The sequence below is a fragment of the Paenarthrobacter sp. AB444 genome (assembly GCF_028736865.1).
GTDB lineage: Bacteria > Actinomycetota > Actinomycetes > Actinomycetales > Micrococcaceae > Arthrobacter > Arthrobacter nicotinovorans_B.
The window spans coordinates 422,584-446,336 of the sequence record NZ_JAQZBY010000001.1 but is presented as its reverse complement, the minus strand read 5'-3'; the positions used below and the strand labels follow the sequence as shown (position 1 = coordinate 446,336).

At 62.3% G+C, this 23,753-nt stretch carries 23 protein-coding genes and 1 pseudogene; 9 read left to right on the top strand and 15 right to left on the bottom strand.

Features of this window, described 5'->3' with window-relative positions:
• Window positions 1–118: 118 nt before the first annotated feature.
• The 5 genes and pseudogenes from PQ627_RS02065 to PQ627_RS02050 all read right to left on the bottom strand — a co-directional run bounded on the left by PQ627_RS02065 (window position 119) and on the right by PQ627_RS02050 (window position 3,890).
• Window positions 119–802 carry a LysR substrate-binding domain-containing protein gene (locus PQ627_RS02065; RefSeq protein ID WP_274258151.1) on the bottom strand — a complete coding sequence of 228 codons (684 nt, stop codon included), beginning with the start codon at window positions 800–802 and terminating at the stop codon, window positions 119–121.
• Between the two features lie 48 nt (window positions 803–850).
• Window positions 851–1,024: pseudogene (locus PQ627_RS19985) on the bottom strand (helix-turn-helix domain-containing protein); the annotation flags it as partial.
• A gap of 46 nt (window positions 1,025–1,070) precedes the next feature.
• Window positions 1,071–1,556: a RidA family protein gene (locus PQ627_RS02060; RefSeq protein WP_274258150.1), complete on the bottom strand. Its 486-nt coding sequence runs from the start codon at window positions 1,554–1,556 to the stop codon at window positions 1,071–1,073.
• An 8-nt stretch (window positions 1,557–1,564) separates the two neighbouring features.
• The gene (locus PQ627_RS02055; RefSeq protein WP_274258149.1) at window positions 1,565–2,740 is read right to left on the bottom strand and encodes an ArgE/DapE family deacylase; all 1,176 of its coding nucleotides are present in this window, start codon (window positions 2,738–2,740) and stop codon (window positions 1,565–1,567) included.
• Window positions 2,741–2,753: 13 nt separating this feature from the next.
• Window positions 2,754–3,890 carry a diaminopropionate ammonia-lyase gene (locus PQ627_RS02050; protein WP_274258148.1) on the bottom strand — a complete coding sequence of 379 codons (1,137 nt, stop codon included), beginning with the start codon at window positions 3,888–3,890 and terminating at the stop codon, window positions 2,754–2,756.
• A 264-nt stretch (window positions 3,891–4,154) separates the two neighbouring features.
• Here PQ627_RS02050 and PQ627_RS02045 point away from each other — a divergent pair, with 264 nt between their 5' ends.
• On the top strand, window positions 4,155–5,636 hold the full coding sequence (locus PQ627_RS02045) for an amino acid permease (RefSeq protein WP_274258147.1): 1,482 nt from the start codon (window positions 4,155–4,157) through the stop codon (window positions 5,634–5,636).
• 8 nt (window positions 5,637–5,644) lie between these two features.
• Here PQ627_RS02045 and PQ627_RS02040 read toward each other — a convergent pair whose 3' ends face one another.
• Window positions 5,645–6,559: a LysR family transcriptional regulator gene (locus PQ627_RS02040; protein WP_274258146.1), complete on the bottom strand. Its 915-nt coding sequence runs from the start codon at window positions 6,557–6,559 to the stop codon at window positions 5,645–5,647.
• A 114-nt stretch (window positions 6,560–6,673) separates the two neighbouring features.
• On the opposite strand from PQ627_RS02040, the gene PQ627_RS02035 reads away from it, so the two are divergent.
• On the top strand, window positions 6,674–7,948 hold the full coding sequence (locus PQ627_RS02035) for a M20 family metallo-hydrolase (RefSeq protein WP_274258145.1): 1,275 nt from the start codon (window positions 6,674–6,676) through the stop codon (window positions 7,946–7,948).
• Between the two features lie 105 nt (window positions 7,949–8,053).
• On the opposite strand, the gene PQ627_RS02030 is transcribed toward PQ627_RS02035, so the two are convergent.
• Complete coding sequence (locus tag PQ627_RS02030) at window positions 8,054–8,554, bottom strand: MarR family winged helix-turn-helix transcriptional regulator (protein WP_274258144.1); 501 nt, start codon at window positions 8,552–8,554, stop codon at window positions 8,054–8,056.
• 82 nt (window positions 8,555–8,636) lie between these two features.
• On the opposite strand from PQ627_RS02030, the gene PQ627_RS02025 reads away from it, so the two are divergent.
• A complete protein-coding gene (locus PQ627_RS02025; RefSeq protein WP_274258143.1) occupies window positions 8,637–9,518 on the top strand; it encodes an MBL fold metallo-hydrolase in 882 nt (293 codons plus the stop codon).
• Between the two features lie 618 nt (window positions 9,519–10,136).
• Window positions 10,137–11,807 (top strand): beta-N-acetylhexosaminidase, encoded by a 1,671-nt coding sequence (locus PQ627_RS02020; protein WP_274258142.1) that lies wholly within the window; start codon window positions 10,137–10,139, stop codon window positions 11,805–11,807.
• A gap of 122 nt (window positions 11,808–11,929) precedes the next feature.
• On the opposite strand, the gene PQ627_RS02015 is transcribed toward PQ627_RS02020, so the two are convergent.
• The 7 genes from PQ627_RS02015 to PQ627_RS01985 all read right to left on the bottom strand — a co-directional run bounded on the left by PQ627_RS02015 (window position 11,930) and on the right by PQ627_RS01985 (window position 17,388).
• Entirely contained in the window at window positions 11,930–12,997 is a 1,068-nt protein-coding gene (locus tag PQ627_RS02015) for an LLM class flavin-dependent oxidoreductase (protein ID WP_274258141.1), read from the bottom strand.
• Between the two features lie 49 nt (window positions 12,998–13,046).
• The gene (locus PQ627_RS02010) at window positions 13,047–13,250 is read right to left on the bottom strand and encodes a tautomerase family protein (RefSeq protein WP_274258140.1); all 204 of its coding nucleotides are present in this window, start codon (window positions 13,248–13,250) and stop codon (window positions 13,047–13,049) included.
• 10 nt (window positions 13,251–13,260) lie between these two features.
• On the bottom strand, window positions 13,261–14,748 hold the full coding sequence (locus PQ627_RS02005; protein WP_274258139.1) for an aldehyde dehydrogenase: 1,488 nt from the start codon (window positions 14,746–14,748) through the stop codon (window positions 13,261–13,263).
• Window positions 14,738–15,475, bottom strand: coding sequence for an alpha/beta fold hydrolase (locus PQ627_RS02000; protein WP_274258138.1), 738 nt, complete (start codon window positions 15,473–15,475; stop codon window positions 14,738–14,740). Before PQ627_RS02000 ends, PQ627_RS02005 begins: the two co-directional genes overlap by 11 nt.
• Before the next feature lie 12 nt (window positions 15,476–15,487).
• Window positions 15,488–16,042: an amino acid synthesis family protein gene (locus PQ627_RS01995; RefSeq protein ID WP_274258137.1), complete on the bottom strand. Its 555-nt coding sequence runs from the start codon at window positions 16,040–16,042 to the stop codon at window positions 15,488–15,490.
• On the bottom strand, window positions 16,039–16,641 hold the full coding sequence (locus tag PQ627_RS01990) for an amino acid synthesis family protein (protein ID WP_274258136.1): 603 nt from the start codon (window positions 16,639–16,641) through the stop codon (window positions 16,039–16,041). Before PQ627_RS01990 ends, PQ627_RS01995 begins: the two co-directional genes overlap by 4 nt.
• 63 nt (window positions 16,642–16,704) lie before the next feature.
• Window positions 16,705–17,388: a GntR family transcriptional regulator gene (locus PQ627_RS01985; protein WP_274258135.1), complete on the bottom strand. Its 684-nt coding sequence runs from the start codon at window positions 17,386–17,388 to the stop codon at window positions 16,705–16,707.
• Between the two features lie 140 nt (window positions 17,389–17,528).
• Here PQ627_RS01985 and PQ627_RS01980 point away from each other — a divergent pair, with 140 nt between their 5' ends.
• The 5 genes from PQ627_RS01980 to PQ627_RS01960 all read left to right on the top strand — a co-directional run bounded on the left by PQ627_RS01980 (window position 17,529) and on the right by PQ627_RS01960 (window position 22,506).
• Window positions 17,529–18,467 carry a flavin reductase gene (locus tag PQ627_RS01980; protein ID WP_274258134.1) on the top strand — a complete coding sequence of 313 codons (939 nt, stop codon included), beginning with the start codon at window positions 17,529–17,531 and terminating at the stop codon, window positions 18,465–18,467.
• A gap of 104 nt (window positions 18,468–18,571) precedes the next feature.
• Window positions 18,572–20,002 carry a purine-cytosine permease family protein gene (locus tag PQ627_RS01975; protein WP_274258133.1) on the top strand — a complete coding sequence of 477 codons (1,431 nt, stop codon included), beginning with the start codon at window positions 18,572–18,574 and terminating at the stop codon, window positions 20,000–20,002.
• A complete protein-coding gene (locus PQ627_RS01970) occupies window positions 19,999–20,541 on the top strand; it encodes a cysteine hydrolase family protein (RefSeq protein ID WP_274258132.1) in 543 nt (180 codons plus the stop codon). The genes PQ627_RS01975 and PQ627_RS01970 overlap by 4 nt, the downstream gene beginning before the upstream one ends.
• Window positions 20,541–20,999 carry an NUDIX domain-containing protein gene (locus tag PQ627_RS01965; RefSeq protein WP_274258131.1) on the top strand — a complete coding sequence of 153 codons (459 nt, stop codon included), beginning with the start codon at window positions 20,541–20,543 and terminating at the stop codon, window positions 20,997–20,999. Before PQ627_RS01970 ends, PQ627_RS01965 begins: the two co-directional genes overlap by 1 nt.
• Window positions 21,000–21,024: 25 nt before the next feature.
• Entirely contained in the window at window positions 21,025–22,506 is a 1,482-nt protein-coding gene (locus PQ627_RS01960) for an NAD-dependent succinate-semialdehyde dehydrogenase (RefSeq protein WP_274258130.1), read from the top strand.
• A 629-nt stretch (window positions 22,507–23,135) separates the two neighbouring features.
• Here PQ627_RS01960 and PQ627_RS01955 read toward each other — a convergent pair.
• Window positions 23,136–23,717 (bottom strand): TetR/AcrR family transcriptional regulator, encoded by a 582-nt coding sequence (locus PQ627_RS01955; protein WP_274258129.1) that lies wholly within the window; start codon window positions 23,715–23,717, stop codon window positions 23,136–23,138.
• Between the last annotated feature and the right edge of the window lie 36 nt (window positions 23,718–23,753).

Sequence of the window (23,753 nt, the reverse complement as noted above, 5' to 3'; positions counted from 1 at the left end):
CACGGTAAACAGCTTGCTTGTGGTGAGGCTCGGATTCCCACGGGATCAAAGACGGCCTGGCCATCGGGTTACGGCGAGAGTGTGACGCCATCGCATGCTTCAACGCGTATCAGGTAGATCAGTACTTCGCACTTTCGCGGTGAAAGGCCGAGAGTACTGCGCCGAGGGCGGGCCTCTTCTCAGACGCCTTGCGGTAGGCTGCGAGGATCTCGCGGTTTTGAATGCCGAGCCCTGTGGGAAACCTCCGTATGTTGGGCGATCCCTCCTCGAGGGCAAGACCGGGCAGGACGGCTACTGCGAGGCCGGCTTCGACGAACCGTCGCTGGACCGCAAGGTCTTCGGTGGAGCATACGATCCGCGGTTCGAAGCCGTTCTTGCGGCATTCATTAATCACCCAGGTCCGGGGTACCGAGTCCAGAGCTTCGACGGCCCAGCCTGTTCCGGCGAGTTGTCGGATCAATCCCGTAGTGGGGTCGAGAATGCTTGCCAATTCTGCGTTAACAGCTAGCCACAGGGCGTCTTCAAAGAGTGGTTGGTAGGCAATCCCCGGCAATGATGGCGCAGGAAACCCGGGGTAGGCCTCGGTGATGACTACGTCGTATTCGCCCGAGTTCAGAGCGGGGAGGGTCACTTCAGGTTCACCCTGATGAAACTCGATTGAAAGCTCCGGATGCAGTTCCTGCAGTTCCAACGTCATCCGAGGCAGGAAGGTCAGCGCCGCGGTTTGGAAAGCTGCGACTTTCACTGTCCCGCGGATTTGGTCGAGGGAAACTGATACGTCCGCCTCCGCCCGTTCAAGCATGTCCAATATTTTTTCCGCGTGTGCCACGAGGGCCAGGCCTTGTGGTGTAAGTTGCAGCCGGCGCCCCATTGGTTCGACTAAGGCGACGCCTATTTCCTTCTCGAGGAGGCGTACTTGTTGCGAAACGGCAGAGGTGCTGTAGGAGAGGGCTTCGGCCACGGCCGAAAGGGTCTTGCGATGGTGTAGTTCCCGCAAGACCCTTAGCCTGCCGACATTCAGCATGTGCGGCCTTTCCGCCTCGGTTCGTTGAACGCCGTAAATGACGCTTTCACGAAAACTCTACGATGAGTTCCACTTCCACTGGCGCGTTCAGCGGCAGTTCGGCAACTCCGACGGCCGATCGGGCGTGGTCGCCGCGGCCGCCGAAGATGTCAAGCAGCAGGTTGCTGGCACCATTGGCCACCGCAGGCTGCGCGTTGAAACCGGCAGCGGAGGCAACGAAGACGACAGCTTTGACGATGCGGGCATGGTCGAGGTTGCCCATCCCGGATACAGCAGCGAGTGCGTTGAGGACGCAGGTTGCGGCCAATGTCGAAGCTTCTTCAACAGTGACGTCGGCGCCGACCTTGCCTGTCCCTGCAAGGACGCCGTTCTCGTGGGGGAGTTGTCCGGAGGTGTAGACAGTATTTCCGATCCTGGTGGCCGGCACATAGCTGGCTACGGGCGCGGACGCTGTTGGCAGTTCCAGTCCGAGTTGGTGCAGGCGCTGCCTGGTTTGTGCATGCAGTTCCGTGGAAGGCGCTGTCTGAGGCATGGGGTCCTTTACTTGCAATAGTTGATGGTGGTGGTGGTCAGGATCGAGGTGATGCGGTCGAGGGAATCCAGCTCGATCCATTCGGTTGCTGCGTGGGCCCCGCCGCCGTCGATGCCAAACAGAAGTCCCGGAATACCGGCTTCGAGCATGAGGGCTGCGTCGGTCCAGAACGCTTCGCCGCGCAGTGTCAGGTCCTTTCCAGAGACCTCCTTGGCGGCCGCCAGGAGGGTCTGGACGATGGGTTCTTCGGCCGGGACATCAAAGGGCTGCCGCTCGAGTCCCCGGCTGAGGGTGTAGCGGAAGTCGGGGTCGGTGGCGGAAAGGTGGTCCAGTATGGCCCGCAGCTCGGCTTCGACGGTATCGGCGTTCTCGCCTGGAACGGTACGGCGCTCCAGGGAGATGGTGCATTCGGCCGGATAGCTGGAAATTTCTTCCCCGCCGCGGATCAAGGAAGCGTGGATGTTTCCTGTCTTCAGGGTAGGGTGCTTCGGACCGGCGGCTAGTTTTGCTGCCAGATTGTCCAGGCCGGTGAGGAAACATCCGGCTTTGGCGATGGCGTCCACACCGAGATCGGGCCGTGAGCCGTGGGCCGCTGTGCCGTGGATCGTGACGTCAAACCATGCGAAGCCGCGGTGGGCGATCACGACGTCTTCGTGGGTGGGTTCGGCGATGATGGCACCGTCAGCCCTGAAGTGGCGGAGCACTTCTTCGGTGCCTGCGCTGGCGTATTCCTCGTCGGCTACGAGGGCGACGATGATGTCGCCCCGGTGGGGACGGGCTGCGGCGGTAGCTGCCGCCACCATGATGGCGGCAATACCTGCCTTCATGTCGAACGCTCCTCGCCCGAACATCCTGCCGTCCTTGACGACGGGGTCAAGCGCGTCGCCGTCGTACCCTGCAAGCGTTACGGTGTCCAGGTGCCCGTTGAACATGAGGCTCTTTCCGCCGCCGGTGCCCGCGGCGACGCCAACTACGGAGGGCCTGCCCGGTTCGGGCTCCAAGCGCGTAACCGTGAAGCCGTGACTTTCAAGCCACGCGGAGGCGTAGCTGGCTATCTCAGACTCTCCGGCTGCCCCCGATACGAGGCCGGGGTTGACCGAGTCGATACGGACCAGATCTTGGAGCAGTTCGGCCGGGTTCATGACGTGGGGGATAGCAATGGTGGTATCGGAATCAGTGGTCATCTGCGGTTTTTCCTTAGCGGAGAGGGTTGGCCGCGAGGCCTTCGGTGCTGACCAGGACAATGATGGATTCCGGTCCGATATTTAGTTCACGACGGCGTCCCTCGCCTTTGAGCGCGTTGCGCACCCCGGCCAACGTGGACGCCCCGCACGGGCCGGCGTCCTGTCCAAGTTCCACAAGGTCCAAGACCGCCTGGCGGCATTCGTCTTCCGTCACGGACACTGCGGCGTCGAGGCCGGCCAACAGTGAAGGCCAACCAAGCTCGGAGGGTGTTCCGCAGTTCAGTCCGGACATGATGGACGGGAAGCTGGTGTCCACGGTGACCGGCGCGCCGGCGAGCAGTGATCGGGCGATGCACGCGGCAGTGGCCGGTTCGACGCTCAACAGTGACGGGCGCGGGTGTCCTTCACTTCGGTAGTAATCCACCAGTGCGTGGGCCAGGGATCCTACTCCGACCGGACATGCTACAAGGTCGGGACCTGGGTACCCCAGAGCTGCGAGTTGTTGATCAATTTCAGTGAACAGGGTGGTGTACCCGTCGACGATCCAGCGGGGAATGTCCTCGTATCCAGGCCAGGACGTGTCCTGTACCAAGAGGTCCCTGGGATTGCCTTCTGTTGATTGGGCGGCGGCTTCTACCACCTCGTCGTAAGTGAGCTGTAGGGGTACCAGTTCGGCTCCCTCGCCCTGGATCCCTTCGACGGCCGCGTCGCTGAGTCCCATGGGGATGTAGATGCGTGCCGCCAAGCCCAGGAGTTTGGCCATGCGCGAGACCGCACGTCCGTGGTTACCGTCGGTGGCTGTCACCAGGATGGGGGCTTGCCCCGTGGCAACATGGCTCACAAGGAAGTCGCGCAGTTCAGGGACGGTGATGCCGTCGACGTCGAGGTTGAACCGCTCACAGATCGCGCGGCAGACCGCCCAGGATGCGCCGAGGATCTTGAAGGCAGGCAAGCCAAGGCGGTCGGATTCATTCTTGACAAGAACGTGTCCTACTCCAATTTCGGCCGCCAATTCCGGGAGGGAAGTCAGAGGGGTGGGCGCGTAGCCTTCGAGGGTTTGGTGGTAGGCGAGTGCGGAGGCGGGCGAGGGGGTCCGCCACAGACGTGCAGCCGGGTTGGTGTAACGGAGAGTGGTTTCAGTGGAGGGCATGTCTCCAGAGTGCACCGCTGGACGTTCAAATAAAAGCGGCAGTTCATGGACATTTTCTTGAAGAAAAACTTCAAGTTTCATTTCGTGCCCCTGCACACCCCGGGTGGAACAGCCGTTTTAGCTTCACTGTTGAGTGCGCTTTTTCGCGCTTTTTCTTTGCTGCTGAACCGCCGAGGATGGACCGGACAGTGAGCGGTGCCACAGAAGGCTGCCGCGACCAGGCCACCTGATCTGGGTGGTTTACCTTTCACGAAAGCGATCTTGATGGCCGTTCAACGCAGCACCCAGGAAACTTTAGACCCCCGCCGGCCCGCTACCGGCGCCGCCCCTGGCTTCCACGAGGAAGAGCAGGGTTATCACAAGGGACTTTCTGCCCGGCAGATCCAGATGATCGGAATCGGCGGGGCGATAGGCACCGGCCTTTTCATGGGCGCCGGTGGCAGGCTGGCTGCAGCGGGTCCAGGCCTTGTGGTGGTTTACGCCGTCTGTGGCTTCTTCGCGTTCCTGATCCTCCGCGCTTTGGGGGAGCTGGTACTCCATCGACCCACGTCAGGCTCCTTCGTATCCTATGCCCGCGAATTCTTCGGCGAGAAGGCCGCCTTTGCTGTTGGTTGGCTGTACTGGCTCAACTGGTCCATGATTGCCATCGTCGATGTCACCGCTGTGGCCCTTTACATCAACTTCTTCAAAAAGTACGTGCCGGTCATCGCTGATGTTCCGCAATGGGTCTTCGCCTTGACAGCCCTTGCCTTGGTCCTGGGACTGAACCTGCTGTCGGTCAAAGTCTTCGGTGAGCTCGAATTCTGGTTCTCCCTTATCAAGGTTGTCGCCCTCATCGCATTCTTAATCGTCGGTATTTGCTTTATTGCGTTCGGCACTCCGGTGGCCGGCCATACCGCCGGATTCAGTATCATCGCCGACAACGGGGGAATGTTCCCCAACGGGGTGCTGCCTGCATTGGTTGTCATCCAAGGGGTCATTTTCGCCTACGGTGCCATTGAGCTCGTCGGAACCGCTGCGGGGGAGACGGAAAACCCGGAACGGATCATGCCCAAGGCGATAAACGCCGTCGTGTTCCGCATTGGTGTGTTCTACGTCGGTTCGGTGCTGCTGCTGTCCTGCCTGTTGCCCTTTACCGCCTACAAAGCCGGCGAGAGTCCGTTTGTCACTTTCTTCGGCTCCATTGGAATTGCCGGTGGGGACACCGTGATGAATCTGATCGTGCTGACCGCCGCGTTGTCGTCGCTGAATGCCGGCCTGTACTCAACGGGGCGGATCATGCGTTCGCTGTCCGCCGCAGGCTCAGCCCCAAGGTTTGCCGGCCGGCTAAGCAGGAACGGCGTTCCATACGGCGGGATCATTATGACTGGCGGGGTTGCACTGCTCGGCGTAGGACTCAACGCGGTGGTTCCCGAAGCTGCTTTCGAGATCGTACTGAACGTCTCCTCGCTGTGCCTGATCGTTGCATGGGCAACCATAGTTCTCTGCCAGTTGCGGCTCTGGTCCTGGGCGCGCAGGGGCAAACTCAACCGTCCGTCCTTCAGGATTTTTGGAGCCCCTTGGACCGGCATCATCACGCTGGTGTTCCTGCTCGCGGTCCTTATGCTCATGGCCATGGACTACCCCGTGGGGACGTACACGATCGGCTCGATCATCCTGATGGCGCCGTTGCTTGTGATCGGTTGGTTCCTCGCCAGGGGAAATATCCGGGCCCTCGCCGAGGCCAGGCAGCGCGGCGCCAACTAGCAGAAGGATCAACTCGCCGTCGGATACCCGGCGGCGAGCTTTTCTGCTGTCTGCCCGGCGATCGCCGCACGGACAGCGGCTATTGCGGGAGAGCGGCCGCTACCACTGCGGATGGCCGAAGCGATTCGCCGGGCTGGGTGTCCCGGCAATTCATGGACGGCCAACTCATCCAAAGCCGCCCCCTCCAGCGCCAAGCCCGGTACCAACGCCACGGCCAGGCCTTCCGCGACCAGCCGAAGGTGCAGGAGCACGTCTGATGATTCGAACCGGACCCGCGGTTCAAAACCCGCTCCACGGCAGGCCGCCGTCGCCCATCTCCTGGCCAGTGTGCCGTGCGGCTCCAAAACCCAGGCAGCCTCCGCCATATCGCTGAGCTGGACTTGCGCCCGCGAACTGCCCGTCACCAACCACAAGGGGTCCAACCCCGCGGTTGTGATTTCCGCTCCGTCCACAGTGATCTGCGGATGCCCCGGGTAGTCTTCCTGCAGCACCAGATCAAAGTCCCGGGCGAGCAGCGCCGACAGGGCATCCTCCACCGGAATGTGGGCCACGGTGACGTCCAAGTCCGGGTAATTCCGGTACAGTTCAGCCAGCGCCTCGGGAATCACCGCGTGCCCCGCCGTTTGGAAACTAGCCACCCGCACGGTCCCGCTGACGGACTCCCTGGCCAGTGCGATCTCCGCCTCTGCTGCTTCAAGGTGCCGGAAGATGGCTTCGGCATGCTCTACGAGGATCCGGGCTTCGCCGGTCAACCGTACCTTGCGGCCAACCGGTTCCAACAAGGGCGCACCGACTTCCTTTTCCAGGAGCTTGAGCTGGTGCGACACTGAAGAGGCGTTGTAACCCAAGGCTTCGGCGGCGGCAGCCAGGGTTCCCCTCAGGCTGACTTCCCGAAGGAGCCGCAATCTGTTGACGCTGTACAACACCCACTCCATTCATGGTGAAAATTCATTGATACTGATGGCAATCACCTTATCGACGCACGCTATTGGTGTCTCCTAGTTTTGAACTACCACCTTCCACTACTTGGAGAACCAATGAGCATAGAAGCAACCGCCCCTGCCGCCTTGTCAATCAATAGCGAACGGCTGTGGGGGTCACTTATGGACCTGGCCGCGATCGGCGCCTACGAAGACGCAGCTACCGGCCTGACCGGAATCAACCGCCAATCACTGACTGATGAGGACGGTGAAGGTCGCCGCCTGGTTATCGGCTGGATGAAGGACGCCGAACTTGAGGTGACGGTGGATGAGATGGGCAACATCTTCGGGCGCCGTGAGGGCACCGAGCCGGATGCGAGCCCGGTCATGGCCGGCTCTCACATCGATACCGTTGCAACGGCTGGAGCTTTCGACGGGTGCCTGGGCGTGCTCGGCGCCCTCGAAGTCATCAGGTCCCTCAATGACGCAGGGCTGCAGACCCGTCGTCCCATCGTCATCGCCGCCTGGACCGAGGAAGAAGGCGTACGGTTTGGAACCGACATGCTGGGGTCTGCAGTAGCCACGGGACGTCTCAGCCTCGATTACGCCTACAACCTTGCCGATGAAGCCGGCCTTCGTTTCGGTGACGAACTTGAACGCATCGGCTTCAAGGGTGACCGTCCAGTTCTTCTCGAGGCCCCCCATGCCTACGTGGAAGCGCACATTGAGCAGGGCCCCGTCCTTCAGCAGCGCGGCCTGGCCGTCGGCGTGGTCACCGGAGTCCAGGCCATTTCGTGGCAGAAGGTCATCCTGCACGGCCGCGCCGCCCACGCCGGCACCACTCCGACGGAATTGAGGGTCGACGCGGGATTGGCTGCGGCCCAGATCATCGTCCAGGTCCGCCTCATGGTCAATTCGGGACGCTACGGACAGCTCCGGGCAACCGTAGGCCACGTCCGCACCTCTCCCGGATTGCCTAGCGTTGTTCCCGACCTCGCCGAAATCACTGTCGACTTGCGGAATCCGGACGATGCGCTGATGGCAAAAGCCGAAGCCGACCTGGCTGCTTTCCTTGCAAAATTGGCGGACTCGCAGCCCGGACTCCGCGTCGAAGCCAAACGCATGGCCAAGACGAACGCAGTTCCTTTCAGCGAAGAGATCCAGGCCGTCGTCGAGACCACAGCACAGGACTTGGGGTACGAGACCATCCGACTCATGTCCGGCGCGGGCCACGACGCCCAGGAAATGGCGGCCATTACCCCGACGGCCATGATCTTCATCCGCGGCCAGTACGACGGAATCAGTCACAACCCCCGCGAATACTCAACCCCGGAGGACTGCGCTGCAGGAATCGAAGTACTAGGTAAAACACTACTGAAGCTCGCACACTAACGGACGGGGCATTGCACTGTCTCTGGGGGCGGGTGTTCCTTCTTTGGAAGTCCCGCCCCATAGGGGCGTCCGGACCCCGCGGAAGTTATATGACCAGCCGCAGGGCTATAACTGTTGGACAGCATCCCTGTGGGCGGACCGTTGGCGGGCGGGGGAGTGGTCCTCATGTTGGAAGGCCTCATCGAACGACAGTGCGGCCTGGAGTAAGTTAGTGAGCGCCTCCCTGTCTTTTTGGGTTAAGGCCGCCATCAACGGCTCCTCCTGCCGCAGGCCGGTCAGCAAGGCCGTCCGTCGGTCGGTGCCTTGTGGGGTCAGCATCAGCTGCTTTGCTCTACGGTCCGTCGGGTGCGGCAGCCGTTCGATAAGTTCCTGCTTTTCAAGGTTGTCGATCACAACGGTCGCGTTGGATGGCTCGCATCCCATCCGGGCAGCGAGCTCGCGCATGGTCATCGGGCCAGTGAGCTCTCGCAGGGCAGACGCCTGGGCGACCGTCAGGCCAAGTTGGCTCACCCGCGCGCGGTGACGGGCGTTGTTGCGTCCGTCAAGTTCGTGGATGAGCTTGGCGAGCTCCCAGTCTTCAGCCACCTGCGAATCCGATGTAGTCACAAATGCAGTCTAGCGATTTATTTCAAGCCATGATAGTTATGACTTTAATTATACAAGTCATACCTTGATGGAGGCCCAAGTCATGAACGCAACAACGAACGAAAACGAGCGGCTCCGACGACCGGCAGGCATCCGGTCCCTTACGTTGGGTGACACAAAGCTCACCTATTTGCCAGACGGTGTTGGCACTCTCGATGCCCGAATGCTCTTGACCGAGCCTTCCGAGGACTTCTGGGCTCAGCATCCGCAGTATCTCGATGAGGGTGGGCACCTGGTGACCGGCAACGGAGCCCTTCTCGTCGAGCATGATGGTCGGGCGCTAATGATCGATGCCGGAGTCGGGCCGATTACCATGGGCCCTCCCGAGAACCCTTTCGGCGTACTGAGCGGGGGAAAACTGCTCGATAGCTTCGCCGCCATCGGTCGCGACCCCTCGGACGTCGAGGCTGTTGCCTTCACTCACCTGCATGTGGACCACTTTGGGTGGGCTTGGCACCCGGCCCCCGGCAGTGAGCAGCCTGCGTTCAAGAGCGCCGACTACCTCGTCGCCGAATCTGAGTGGGACATGCGCGGGTATGCGGAGGCGCAGGGCATGGGCGACATGCTCATGGCCATGCAGCCGCGGGTACGCACCATCGCCGACGGCGAAGAAGTATTTCCTGGCGTACGGGTCATGTTCGGGCCCGGTCACAGCCCAGGGCACGCTCTATACGTCATCAGCGCAGGAGGGCAACGGGTCATCGCCTTCGGCGACGCCTTCCACTCGCCGATCCAGATCACTCACCCGCTCTGGGAAAACACTTTCGACTTCGACCACCAGCAAGCCACGACCCTTCGCCATCGCCTTGTCCTCGAACTCGCCAAACCAAACACCATTGGCTTCGGCATCCACTTCGCGGACGTGCCCTTCGGTCACGTCCACATCGCGAGCAACCAAGCGACATGGCAACCCATTGACGACTGACTAAGCCGACGACAAGCCACCGCTGACTCGCGTCCCGCATCGGTTCCGAGGCGGGACCTCGCCACAACGCGGCCAGCGTTATCCTGACTGTGCCTTGGCGGAGGGGCGACTGAAGCTGCAATAGCTCAAGCTGCTACAGCGGCTCTGGAGCGGCAGGTGCAGAACAATCTGGGTCCATCCTTTTGGAGAGCGGGTCCGGCGACTCCCGCCCCGATACTTAGCCGCAACCAACTATGCAAGTTAGGAGGCCAGGCTCGTGATCGGCGGGGCGTTTATCGCCGCTGCAAGCCCAAGTCCCTGAAGTCAGTCGTTGACCGTCGGATCTGGCGAGGCGCTCTGGGGCCGATGGCTCAAGGGGGCGTTCATTGGTGACTAGTCGTTTATATATCTGTTGGCGGATCGGGTTGGTGGAGTGCGACTGCCGCACCATGATTCTCTGGTTGGCCCTCGCCGCCTAATGTGGCGGGACTCACACGGGAGTAGCATCACCGTAATGTTGTCGACAACAACAGTCCGTGAGTTTGCAAACTCCGGAAGTTGAGGGCAGGCGACTGGACCCGCATAAGCTTTTGTCCCTCATTGGCACGACACATCACCCCCCAAGAGAGGATGTTCCCCATGAGGTTCCGCTCCCGCATGTACGAACGAAGGTGGTGGGGCCTGATTCCCCTTTTCCTCTTCGCCTCGCTACTCACGGCCCAGCCCGCCGCAGCTGCCGACTCGGCGACGTGCGTGCGGCCTGTGCTTACCACCGGCTGCTCGTTCCCGACGCAATATACTGGAACATCAACACGACCGAAGACGATTCCTGCCCTGCGTAATTGGACGGCTGGGCTCGGCGCTTTCCAGCTCACATCCAAAACCCGCCTCGTAATGAAACCTACCTATGCGATGGCCTTGCAGTCCGATGCAGATGTCTTTGCGGATGACCTTGAAAAAGCAACCGGCAAGAAACCGCGTGTGGTTGTGACAGATGTTGCCCCTAGTCCCGGGGATATCCTGCTGACCCTCGGCTCGACCAACGACGCCGTTGGCGCCGAAGGTTATGAGCTGCGGATCGGTTCATCCATTGAGATCAGCGCGGTCGCGTCCGCTGGGGCCTTCTACGGAACGCGAACTGTTCTTCAGCTGCTGCACCAGGGCACATCAGTGCCCGCCGGCGTCGCGATAGATTGGCCACGCTATCCGGAGCGCGGACTCATGATCGACATCGCTCGTAACCCCTCTTATTCGAAGGAATGGCTTGAGGAGCGAATCCGCGAGTTAGCGTACTTGAAGCTCAATTATCTCCACCTGCATCTGACCGACGATCAGGGCTGGCGCGTCGAGAGCAACGAAGGACTTCAATCCGACGTTTTCCTAACCAAAGACCAGGTGCGTGACCTGGTCTCACTTGCCGGACGCTATCACATCACTGTGGTGCCCGAGGTTGACATGCCCGGACATATGGGCTGGGCTCTGCGCGCACATCCCGAGTGGCAGCTGCGCGACGGTAACGGAATCGCGGTTCCCAACAAAATCGACTACTCGATAACGGAGGCTCGTGCATGGATTCGAGGGATCGTACTCGAGTACCTGCCTCTTTTCCCTGGAAATTACTGGCACATGGGTTCAGATGAGTTTTTGGGCGACCAGCAGTACGACAACTATCCACAACTCGGGGCATATGCGAAGGATAAGTACGGCCCACTCGCCTCACCCAAGGACGGCGTCCGAGGCCTGATGAATGAAATCAATGCTCTCGTCCGTGCTCATGGCAAAACGCTCCGCGTGTGGAATGACAACTTCACTCCGGAGCCCACGACTGTACCCGTCGACACTGACGTGATTGTTGAATGGTGGGCGGACTTGAACGGGGCCTCCTTCCCGAGTTTGTTCAACCCTGCAACACCCCAGCAGCTCCTGGCAGCTGGATACACGATCCAAAACTCCAGTTTCTACCCGACCTACGACTACAACGCCGTTCACGTCCCCAAACATCCCTCTCCGGTGCGGATGTATGAGGACTGGGCAGTGCAGCGTTTCCACGGCTTCCTGTACAGCCTGGAAGACGGCGACGGAGAGATGGTCCCCTTCTACGACACCGACCCGGCCGAGAAGCGCAACCGCGGCTCGGTGGTCCACTTCTGGAACGACGGCGTGCCCACTGACTACACAGCCGAACAGACGGCCGAGTCGATCTACCCGAGACTCAGGGTGATGGCGCAGAAGACATGGGAATCCGGGCCTCTCGTCACGACTTATGGTGAGTTCGCCTCGATCATGGAGGTTGTGGGCTCCGCACCATAGGGATGTGTGCAAGGGCAGGCCACGACCGGACCTCGACCCGCCCGACACCTAACGGCCACATAGCAGAACTGCCGACCGGCTCGAAAATGAGCCGGTCGGCAGTTGGTGTTGGTGGGCGTGTATCAGAACGAGGCGGGCGCGGGCTGTTCCTGGAATGCCGGTACGACGTGTTCGATGAAGAGCTCGAGGGAGCGCTTCTTTTCTTCGTGGGTGAGGCTGTTGTCGGACCAGACGCTGAATTCGGTGACGCCAAGGGCTTCGTAGTGGCGGAGTCGTTCGATGATCTCATCGGGTGTGCCGATCATGGCCGTCTTGTGGAGGGATTCGGGCGTGAATTCGGGGCGCTCGGCGAATTTCTCCTCGGGGCTGGGTTCCAGGAATCCGTTCACAGGGGTGGTCTTGTTGCCGAACCAGGCGTCGAAGGTCCGGTAGAACTTCTGGATGCCTTCGGCGGGGCGGCGCCAGCCTTCGGGTTCGTCGGCGGAGTGGACGTGGGTGTGCCGGAGGACCATGAGGTCCGGCCGGGGAATGTCCGGGTTCTTTTCCACGGCGGAATCGAACTTGCGGGCGAGGTCCTCTACTTCTTCGTCCCCCTTCATCAGCGGGGTCACCATCACGTTGCAGCCGTTTTCCACCGCGAATTCGTGGGAGGAGATGTCCCGTGCGGCAATCCACATGGGCGGGGTGGGCTTCTGGATTGGTTTCGGAACGCTGGTGGAGGTGGGGAATTGCCACACTTCGCCGTCGTGGGCGTAGTCGCCTTCCCAGAGCTTCCGGACTGCGGGGACCAGTTCACGGAGGTGCTTGCCGCCGTCGACAGCGGACATGCCGCCCATGAGGCGGTCGAATTCGAACTGGTACGCACCGCGGGCCAGACCTACTTCTGCGCGGCCGTTGCTGATGACGTCCAGGAGGGCGCACTCCCCGGCGACGCGCAGCGGATTCCAGAAGGGGGCGATGATGGTTCCTGCGCCGAGGCGGATGCGCGAGGTCTTGGCCGCCAGGTAGGCCAGTTGCGGCATGGGGCTCGGCGAAATGGTGTATTCCATGGAGTGGTGTTCACCGATCCAGACCGTGCTGAACCCGCCGGCCTCGGCAAGGAGAGTTAGCTCGGTCAGGTTCTCGAAGCATTCCTGGTGCGAGACGGACTCGTCCCAGCGTTCCATATGGACGAAGAGGGAAAAACGCATTTGTGACTCCTTTGATTCGCGGCGGTTCCGCCGTTGTGCGTTACTGCAGCTACTGGGAGGCTGCCGCGTTGCGCTCGGCGATGGTTTGGTTGCCGCGGGACCAGTGTTCGTGCTCGATTTCGCGGATGATGACGGTGGTGTTTTCCGGGACTGCACCTACGGCTTTTTCGGCGGCGAGGTGCAGTTCGGTGATGAGCGAGCGGAGCTGCTCGGGCGTGCGGCCTTTGGCGATGGATACTTCAATGAGGGGCATGGTGACTCCTTTAGCTGCGCAGGACGAAGGGATCGGATACCGGGCCTTCGTCGGTGTTGATCCACACGCTCTTGAGGCGCGTGTACTCGTGCATGGATTCGAGTCCGTGCTCGATGCCCACGCCGGAATTCTTGAAACCCTGCCGTGGGGACATGGGAGACATGGCGCGGTAGGTGTTCACCCAGACCGTTCCCGCTTCAAGCCTGCGGGCCATCCGGTGGGCGCGGGCCAGGTTTTGGGTCCAGATGCCTGCTGCGAGCCCGTACTCGGTGTCGTTGGCCAGGCCCACCACCTGATCCTCGTTGTCGAACGGCATGATCGCCGCGACAGGACCGAAGATCTCCTCCCGGACCACCTGCATGGTGTTGTCGACGCCGGTGAGAACGGTTGGCGAGAAGAAGTAGCCGGGAAGGTCGATGTCCGGCCGCTTACCGCCGGTCCGTACCGTGGCGCCTTCGCGCACACCGATGTCCACGTAGGAGCTCACTTTGTCCAGCTGGGCTCCGAACGCGAGCGGGCCAAGCTCGGTGGAGGCAAGGAGCGGGTCGCCGATGATGATCGACGAGGCACGCTCTGCCACCCGTTCCACCAGTTCGTCGTAGACGCTGCGGTGCGCGAACACCCGGCTGCCCGCAATGCAGGTCTGCCCTGCCGCGGCGAAGATCCCGGCGATGACGCCCATCGCGGCGTTGGACACGTCTGCGTCCTCAAACACGATGTTGGGGCTCTTGCCGCCCAGTTCCAAGGTGGAGCCGATGAACCGGGACGCTGTTTCGGAGGCGATACGCGCCCCTGTTTGGGTGGATCCGGTGAACGAGATCTTGGCGAGCTTGCGGTGGCTGACCAAGGCCGCTCCGGCTTCCTGTCCGAACCCGGTGACCACGTTGACCACACCATCCGGGAACCCGGCCTGGCTGGCGAGTTCGGCCACGCGGAGGATGGTCCGGGACGTGTACTCGCTGGGCTTGATCACCAGGGTGTTTCCGGCTGCGAGTGCGGGGGCAAGCTTGGAGGTGGTCAGGGTCAGCGGGGAGTTCCACGGAGTGATTGCCCCGACCACACCGAGCGGTTCGCGTTGGGTGTAGTTGAGCATGGTCACCGCGTTGGTGGGAATCTGGCTTCCCTGGACCTTGTCAGCGAGACCGGCGTAGTAGTAGAGGTACTCCGGGAGCGAGGCGAGCTGTCCGCGCATTTCACGCAGCAGCTTGCCGTTGTCCAGGGTTTCCAGCTGCGCGAGTTCTTCGGCGTTCTGGCCGATCAGGTCGCCCAGTTTCCGAAGGAGGTGGCCGCGTTTGGTCAGGCTGAGGTCCCGCCAGGCGGGATTCGCGAAGGCCGCGCTTGCGGCAGAAACTGCACGGTCGACGTCGGCTTCGTTGCCTCGGGCTGCCTGGTACAGGACCTCGAGGGTTGCCGGGTTGGTGCTGTCGAAGTAGTCACCGCTGGTGGGCGGGACCCATCCTCCGTTGATGAAGTGGTCGTAGCGACGTTCACCGGACATGTGAATGCTCCTTGATGAAAGCTGTGATGGTGGTGGCGATTTCCTGGGGGCGTTCTACGGGCATCATGTGCCGTGTTCCCTGAATGATCGAGTACGTGCTGCCGGGGATGGCCGCGGCGAGCCTGGCACTCATCTCCGGGGTGGAACCCGGATCCAGTTCGCCGGTCACGGCATGTGCCGGAACGGTGATGCGCGGCAGTTCGGGTGCGATCTCGGCGTCGGCGGTGGCGAAGACCCGGTAGCAGGCGAGGAAGGACTGGGGATCGTTCCTTTGCAGGACCGCCCGTGTTTCCTTGATGACCTGCTTCGGGACACAGGAGCCTTCCGGGAACCAGCGCCGAATGGATGCTTCCACTGTGGCCGGGAAGTCCGAGGCTGCTGATGCCAGGCGAACCATGACGGCGGCGTGCTCCTCGGACGTGCGGGCACAGACTGAGGCAACAGACATTAGCGTGGACACCAGATCAGGCCTGAACCTGGCCAGGTGCTGGGCCACCAGGGCTCCCAGCGAGAAACCCACCAGGTGCGTTCCAGGCTGGAGTTGCCCTGCAATGTCCGCCGAGAGTTCCCCGAGCGTCACACCGTCCGGGGCCTTCGGGCGGCGCCCGTGGCCCAGGAGCTCCAGGACCTGAACCTCAAACTCCGGTTCGAGGAATTCACGCAGTGGCGCCCACATGGATCCGTCCAGTCCCACTCCGTGGATCAGGGCTATGCGTTGGCGGCTCACGGCGGAAGGCACCTACTTCGATTCAGTGGAGAACGCTGCCAGGCGCTGCTGCGGACGTCCCTGTGCTGCGGCGGCGAGGGCGATCACGATCTCGTCGGCGTGCGGGGCGTCGTTGATCCGGACCTCGATGGTCTGGTGGTGCGAGCGGATGGTGGCGTCTGTGATGTGCTTGAGAGGGATGTCGAACAGGACACCAGCGGGGCCGCGCTTCTCCACAGCGGGCAGGAGCGTGGTGGCGTTGGCAGCGTCGCGGAAGTGGTTCCCAAAAGCTAGCGTGTGGATCAGGCCCGAGCCGTGTTCGATTTCGCCGTTGAGGCCCACGATCGCTGCCTTTCCGTAGGCCTCGGCCGGAGCGCCAAGGGCTTCCAGGACGCGGGGTGCCAGCAGGGCGCCAATGTCCGAGGCGTTCTCATCAATGCCGGGGGTGAGGTCTTCGACGAAGCCCTGTCCGGCCCACGGGTTCTTCACGATCGCCGCGACGACGGCGACGCGGGCGGCCGGGCTGACTTCCCTGCCCCCTTCGAGGAGGACGTCTTCGGTGAAGGTGACAATCTTACGGATGCTCATGAGACAAGTTCTCCTAGTGTTTCTGCTTTGACGATCGGATCGGTGAGGCGGTCGCCGATCCTGGAGTGCGGCCGCGGGCCAGTGGAAGCGGCGAGGACGACGACGATTTCGCCGGGGCGCGGGGCGTCACCGATACGTGTGGTTGCGGTTTGGTAATGGGTGCGGGTGGCAGCGGCGTTCTTGTGCCACAGCGGCACGACGAGCGAAGCGCCGGCGTCAGCCCGGTCGTCAGCGAAACAGATGATCGATTCGCCTGCGAAGTACTCGCGGACCAGGTTCCCGAAGAAGGGGGTGTGGATGAGCGCCGCACCGTGTTCGATTTCACCGTCAGTACCCACCACGGCCGCTTTGCCGAAGGCTTCGATCGCGTCCACGCCGCCCAGGTTGGCAGCGAGGATGTCCGTGAGTTGGCGTGCCAGCACGGGTGCGACCTGGATGACCTCGGGACTGAGGTCGTCAGCGGCTGTTCCCTCAATCCAAGGGTTCGCGATCACCGCCGCGACGGTGGCCCGGACGGCCGGAACCGCGGGCGCTGCATCGTTTTCGAGCAGGATCTCTTCGCTGTAGTAGACAATCTTGCGGATACTGGGCCCGGTCATGGTTTGGTCCCGGGGTGGGCGGGCAGGTTGAAGAAGCGCATGGCTTCCTTTCGGGTTATGGGGTCAGTGCTTGTGATCGGTGTCCGAGCCCGGCATGAGGGCTTCACGCGAGGAAGCGTGGACGTGGTTCCGCATGGCGGCTTCGGCACCGAAGGGGTCTTTGTGTTCGATCATTTCCAGGACCGCACGATGTTCCCGGGTAGAGGCTTCGATGCGCCCCGGGTGTTCCACGGTCTGCAGGACCAGCCGCTGGTATGCCAGCTGGTTCATGAGCCGTTCGTAGTGCTCAACAAGTTTGCGGTTATCCGAACCCCGGACGATCGTCCAGTGGAACTCGTGGACCAGGCGGGCGTACGCGTCCGGATCGTGGGTGAGGCCGGCCATTTCGGAGGCTTCCAAGTTCCGGCGCAGCACGTCCAGTTCCGGAACTTCGCCCCTGCGGGCCAGGAGCGACGCGGCGAGGCCTTCCAAGGATTCCTTCAGCTGGAAGAGCTCGATGATCTCCCTGCGCGTAGGTTCGCGGACAAACGTGCCCACCTTGGGCCGGATCTCCACCAGGCCCTCATGCTGAAGCTGCTTGAGCGCTTCCCGGATAGGGGTGCGGCTCACGTCGAACTCCTGCGCCAGGAAGGCCTCCGGAAGGACCGCACCCGGAGGGAATTGTCCCCCGAGGACCAGTCGCCGGATCTTGCCGAGGAGACCATCCTGCTCAGCGGAGTCGCTCATAACTACGAGTTCGTCTTGCATACATCACAGCGTATGTTGCATGCATCAGGCCGTCAACAGTTCATCGCCAACTTTTCAAGAATCCCAGTGTTTATACGGAAATTGACTGAATGCCACGTGAGTATTGACCTTTCCTTGTGAGCTGGCTTACTGTCATTGGTATGCAACAGACGTTAGAACCGCTCATCACATCAGCTTGGTTGGCAGCTTGGGACAAGGGAGACCTCGACGCTCTCGATGCCCTTATGGCGGTCGACTACCTACGCACCAGCAAGGCCACGGGCGCAACCGTCGATCTTGCCGGCCTTAAGGCGGAGATCGCTGCGGTCCGGGAAGCTTTCCCCGATCTGAGTACCACCGTCGACGACGTGGTTGAAGGAGACGGCACCGTGGCCGTGTTCTGGACTTCCACCGGTACGCACACCCACGAATACCTGGGTGTTCCGCCCACGGGACTCACCGTTCAAACCCGTGGCTCGAACATCCTGACCCTGGACAACGGGAAGATCACCCGTGAATCCGTCACCTGGGACGGCAGCGAACTGCTGGCCGGCCTGGGCATCCGTCCCCTCCGCGGCATTGCGGCACCCGTCGCGCCGGACGCCGCGGACCTGCCCGAGCTGGACCCCGACCTGATGAAGGCGTTCAACCGCCAATTCATCACCGGAGTCACGGTGGTCACCACCAAGGAAGGCGAAACCCCCAAGGGGCTGGCCGCGAACTCCTACTGCTCTGTCTCGCTCGAACCGCCGCTGGTTCTGGTCTGCGTCCAGAAGACGTCCAGCACCTACTCGGCACTGTTTTCCTCAAGTCACCTCGGCATCAACATCCTGGGCACCAACCAGCGCGAAACCGTCCGCACGTTTGCCTCCAAGAGCCCGGACAAGTTCGCGGAACTCGAGTGGCACGACGGACCCAACGGCAGCCCGCTCCTGGACGGCTCCGCAGCATCGCTTGAAGCTGAAATCCAGGAACGCTTCCAAGCCAAGACCCACACGGTCTTCATCTGCCGTGTCCGCCACGCGGAAACCGGCGGCTCGGCACCCATGGTCTACAAAGCCGGTCGATTCTTCGACGGCGACGCCCTGGCCGAACTCTAAAGAGCCGGCGCGGCTGCCCAACCTCGGACAAAGGAAACAGCCGCGCCAGCCTCCCTGCTCGTAAGCAGTGCACCAAGGTGCGCTTCCCACATTAGGACACAAACATGAGCCCTGAAACCATGCGCGCCGCAGAAGACAGCGTCGCCGAAGATCGCGGGTACCGCGACAGCCTCACCAAAATCGAACCCTACGGCATCGAGCACATCCCGGACGTCGAGCGCCACGGCAAGCCTCGTTCCCAGTTCTTCCTCTGGTTTGCCGCCGGAATGAACTTCCCCATCGTGGTCCTCGGCTTCAGCGCCACGTACTTTGGCCTCCCGTTCTGGGCGGCTGTCCTGGCCATCGTCCTGGCCGGCGTCATTTCGTCGGCGGGCATGGGTTACCTCTCAGCCATGGGTGTGCGGCTGGGCATTCCCCAGCAGATGCAAGGCCGCGGACCACTGGGCTTCGTAGGTAACCTCTTCCCGGTGGCCTATGTCAACGTCTTCGCCGGCATCGGATGGGCGGCCGTGACCGTTATCCTGGGCGGGCAAGCGATCGCCCTGCTCACGGATATTCCGTTCTGGGTCTCGTCCCTGATCCTCATGGGAATCCAGCTGGGCGTGGCGGTGATCGGCTACAACCTGATCCACTTCCTCCAGCGCATCCTGTCCTTCGTTCTGGTGATTGGTTTTGTGTTCATCACGATCGTCGCCGCGGCCAACGGCAAGGTGGTCAATGTCGCCAACGAATCCGCTCCCGGTTTTGACGGCGTGGGCGGCTGGATCATCTTCTTCGGCTGGTTCTTCTCCTTCATCGTCGCCTGGATGCCGTTCGCTTCGGACTACTCCCGCTACCTGCCCAACACCGCAGGAAACCGCCGCGGCGCAGGCTGGGCAACCATGCTCGGCAACTTCATCACCCTTGTATGGATGGGCATTCTGGGCACCCTGCTCGGCTCAACCACCACGGCTACGGACAGCATCGGCGCCCTGAAGGAAGTCATGGGTCCGTGGGCCGCAGTAGGCCTCTGCGTCGTCGCGCTGTCGTCCTTCACCCAGAACTTCCTCAACGTCTACGGCGGCGCCATCTCCATCCAGACCATGGGTGTTCCGGTCAAGCGCCACATCGCCGTGATCGTCATCTGCGTCGCCTCCTACCTGGTGGCACAGTGGGGCCAAACCGGCTTCAACGAGGGCTTCACCGCGTTCCTTAACCTCACTGCATACTGCATCGCTCCCTACGTCGCCGTCCTGGTCTGCGACTACCTCCGCGGTGGCCGCCGCACAGAACGCGGACTGCGCGAACTGTTCGACAAGACCCGCAAGTTCGAATGGGGCTTCGTAGCCTGGGCCGCCGGTGTGGTGCTCTCCTCGCCGTTCTGGATGTCTTCCATCTACACCGGTCCCATCGCAGCAGCGTTCCCTGGCATCGGCGACCTGTCCTACTACGTCGGCGCCGCTGTCGCAGTCGCCGTCTACTTCGCGACCAACCGGCGCAAACGCCTCTCCGGACTCGAGATGCTGGACAGCCGTCCGGAGGCACAGACCCTGTGACACAGACACGCTTGGTGGTGGTGGACATGCAACGGGCTTTCCGCGACGCAGGGCAGTGGCAGGTTCCCCGCTATGGGGAGATTGTCCCGGTCATCAACCAACTGCAGGAGAACATCGGCCCCACCACCGTGTTCACCCGGTTCGTCCGGGACCCGCAGGAAACCGGAGGCTGGTCCGCCTACTACCGGCGCTGGGACCAGATGCGGTTTCCGCCGGAGTCCGGTGCTTGGGACATCACCATGGATGTCCCAAGCACCGCAACGGTGGTCGACGCACCCACCTTCTCCAAGTGGGGCTCGGAGCTCGCAGACCTTGTTCCGGTTGGTTCGGAAATGGTGCTCACCGGCGTGGCCACGGACTGCTGCGTCCTCTCCACCGCCCTTGGTGCGGTGGACGCCGGCCGCTTCGTGACCGTCATTTCCGACGCCTGCGCCGCCGTCAGCGACGAAGCACAGGAGCAGTCCTTCGCACTCCTTAGACTGCTCTCACCGCTCTGCGAAGTACTGACGAGCGAGCAATTCTTCAACCGGGGCGCCTGATGGACACCCGAACCCTCCACGGGGCGGCCCCTGGGCTGATCGAAGTGACCGCCGGGCCGCCCCGGCAAGTTGTTGCCGCCGTCGTGCAGTGGCGGGGACGGCTGGCCCTCTTCAAGCGCAGCCAGAGCGTGGGACATGAGCAGGGCCTGTGGCACTGCATCACCGGATACCTCGAAGCAGGCATGTCGCCGGAGCAACAGGCCCGCACGGAACTCCACGAAGAAGCGGGCCTCACCCGCGCCAATCTCACCGCCTTCCACCGCGGAGAACAGCTCCTCATCCCGGACGTCGACGGCAACCCCTGGCTGGTCCACACCTTCACGGCCGTAAGCTCCCAGCGGCGGCTCACCCTCAACGACGAGCACGACGCGTACCGATGGACCCTCCCATCCAAAATCAGCCGTTTCAGCAACCGCGTTCCTTGGCTGGACACCGTCATCCAGGCCACGGGCAGCTGAACGCCCTTTATCTGCAAGGAATCACATGACCACTTTGACCACTGACCATGAAACGTCCCTGCTTGCCTCCGTCCCGACCGGGTTGCTGATCGGCGGGCAGTGGCGGGACGCGTCCGACGGCGGGACGTTCGATGTCCACGATCCCGCCACGGGGGAGGTCCTCGCCACGCTGGCTTCCGCGACGAGCGAGGACGCGGTGGCAGCGTTGGACGCGGCCGCCGCGGCGCAGGCTTCCTGGGCCAGGACGGCACCACGGGTGAGGGCCGAGATCCTGCGCCGCGCCTTCGATCTGGTCTCCGAACGGGCCGAGAACTTCGCGCTGCTCATGACCCTGGAAATGGGCAAACCCCTCGCAGAAGCCCGTGGTGAAGTCACCTACGGGGCCGAATTCCTGCGCTGGTTCTCCGAAGAAACCGTCCGCGACTACGGCCGCTACCTCACCACCCCCGAAGGCAAGAACAAGATCCTGGTCCAGCACAAACCCGTCGGCCCCTGCCTGCTCATCACACCGTGGAACTTCCCGCTCGCGATGGCCACCCGCAAAGTAGCGCCCGCCATCGCCGCCGGCTGCACCATGGTCCTCAAACCTGCCAAACTCACACCCCTGACCGCGCAATACTTCGCCCAAACCATGCTCGACGCCGGCCTGCCCGCTGGAGTCCTGAACGTCGTCTCCTCCGCGTCAGCTTCCGGCATCAGCGGCCCACTCCTGGCTGATCCCCGCCTCCGGAAGGTCTCCTTCACCGGCTCCACCCCGGTAGGCAAACGCCTCATGGCCGACGCAGCCCAGAACGTGCTGCGAACCTCCATGGAACTCGGCGGGAATGCACCGTTCATCGTGTTCGAGGACGCGGACCTAGACGCCGCTGTCGAAGGAGCCATGGCCGCCAAAATGCGCAACATGGGCGAAGCCTGCACCGCTGCCAACCGCTTTCTTGTCCACGAATCCGTCGCGCAGGAGTTCACCCGAAAGTTTGCCGCCGCCATGGGCGTCCTGGTCATCGGCCGCGGCACCGAACCGGGCACGCAAGTGGGGCCGCTTATCGACTCCGGCGCCCGGGATGACGTGCATGCCTTGGTGAGCGCCGCCGTCGACGCCGGCGCTACTGCCCTCACTGGGGGTTCACCAGCCGATGGCGCCGGGTATTTCTACCTACCCACCGTGCTCGCAAATGTCCCCAACGACGCCGGGATCCTGCGGGAGGAAATATTCGGACCCGTCGCCCCCGTCACCACGTTCACGGACGAAGCCCACGCGATCCGCCTCGCCAACGCCTCCGAGTACGGACTCGCGTCCTATCTCTACAGCCGCGACTTCAACCGTTTGCTCAGGGTGGCCGAGCAGATCGAGTTCGGCATGGTCGGCTTCAATGCCGGCGTCATCTCCAACGCCGCAGCACCCTTCGGCGGCGTGAAGCAATCCGGGCTCGGACGTGAAGGAGGCTCCGAAGGCATCGCCGAATACACCACCACCCAATACATCGGCATCGCAGATCCCTACAACTAAACGCATTCCTGGCTCAACCTTAAATCGCCGTGAGGGAGGCAGGCATTCGCTAAAAGAGATGCCGGGTCGTTTAGTGGAGTTGACTCGGACTATCCCAGCGGCTGCTATTTCCTGTAGACCGATGCATGACTTTGGCCACGTAAGGAGTCGTGGCGCGTTCAGCCGGCGGCTGAGATTTCGGTTTTGGCAAGACGGGACGGACCGGGTGGAGCGCGGCGGCGGGGAAACCAGCCGGTGGCATCGGCGGAGAATCCCGAGTGAAGGCCGACGGCGCCAAGCGGGTTTCCCAGGCCGCTAACCGGCAGCGAGAACCTATCCCGGCCGTCGTCGGCCCTGCTGTCGGTGCTTGCCCTATACGAAGGGCGGGGGGAGAGACCAACGGGGTCGCCGCAATCTTGGGGGTTGCGTCGACCCCGTTGCCGTTACTGTCTGACATGGGACCAAAGCTGCGCTTGCAGCCACCAACGGTGCTTCAGCGCAAAAGATTTGTTCTTACATCAACCCCCCGCCGCTAAGCACCCATATCGACACCAAGCTACGGGAGTGGGGAGGAACTTTGCGCCGGGATCCCTTGCGGCTCCAGGCTTCATGCATCTGATGCATGTCTCCACGATGGACGAGTTCCGGTTTCAGGCTCTTTTGGCAAGTGTGGCCAGCTGCGCTGCCACAGCCCTGGTGGTTCTTGCTGTGTCTCCTGTGGCCAGCAGGTCCAGCAGTGCGCCGCGAAGGACTGCGAGGGCCGCGGTTCTGTCCGATCGGCCTTGTTCCGTGTCCTGAGCTGCTGGCTCCTGCGTCGTCACCAGCAGGTTAAGCCAATCATCGACAGTGGCTCGAGCGAAGTCTGCCCACGGGCCCGACGGATCGACGAGTGACCGAGCATAGCTTTCAACCCAAAGCGCCAGGACCGGCCTTCTCTCGGGCGCAGAAAGCCAGCGCCACAGCTCCCCCGCGACAAATGAAAGACTGCCGCCGGGTCGGGACTTGAGTTCTGCCAACAGCGACACCTCCTCGGCCCGCGCACGGGAAAGCAGTGCACGGATGAGGCCGTCCTTGTTGCCGAAGAGAAACAGCAGCACGCGGGGGCTCGAACCGATGTCAGCCGCCAGGGGTCGCAGGGAAAGGTCTGCCAGTCCGTGCCGCAGCACGTAGCCATAGGCCAGTTCGAGCAGCTCCTCGCGCCGCGTTGATGCAGTTGTCTCCCGGGTGGTCATGCGCCTATCCTAAGCTACTGAAACGATCGTTTCAGC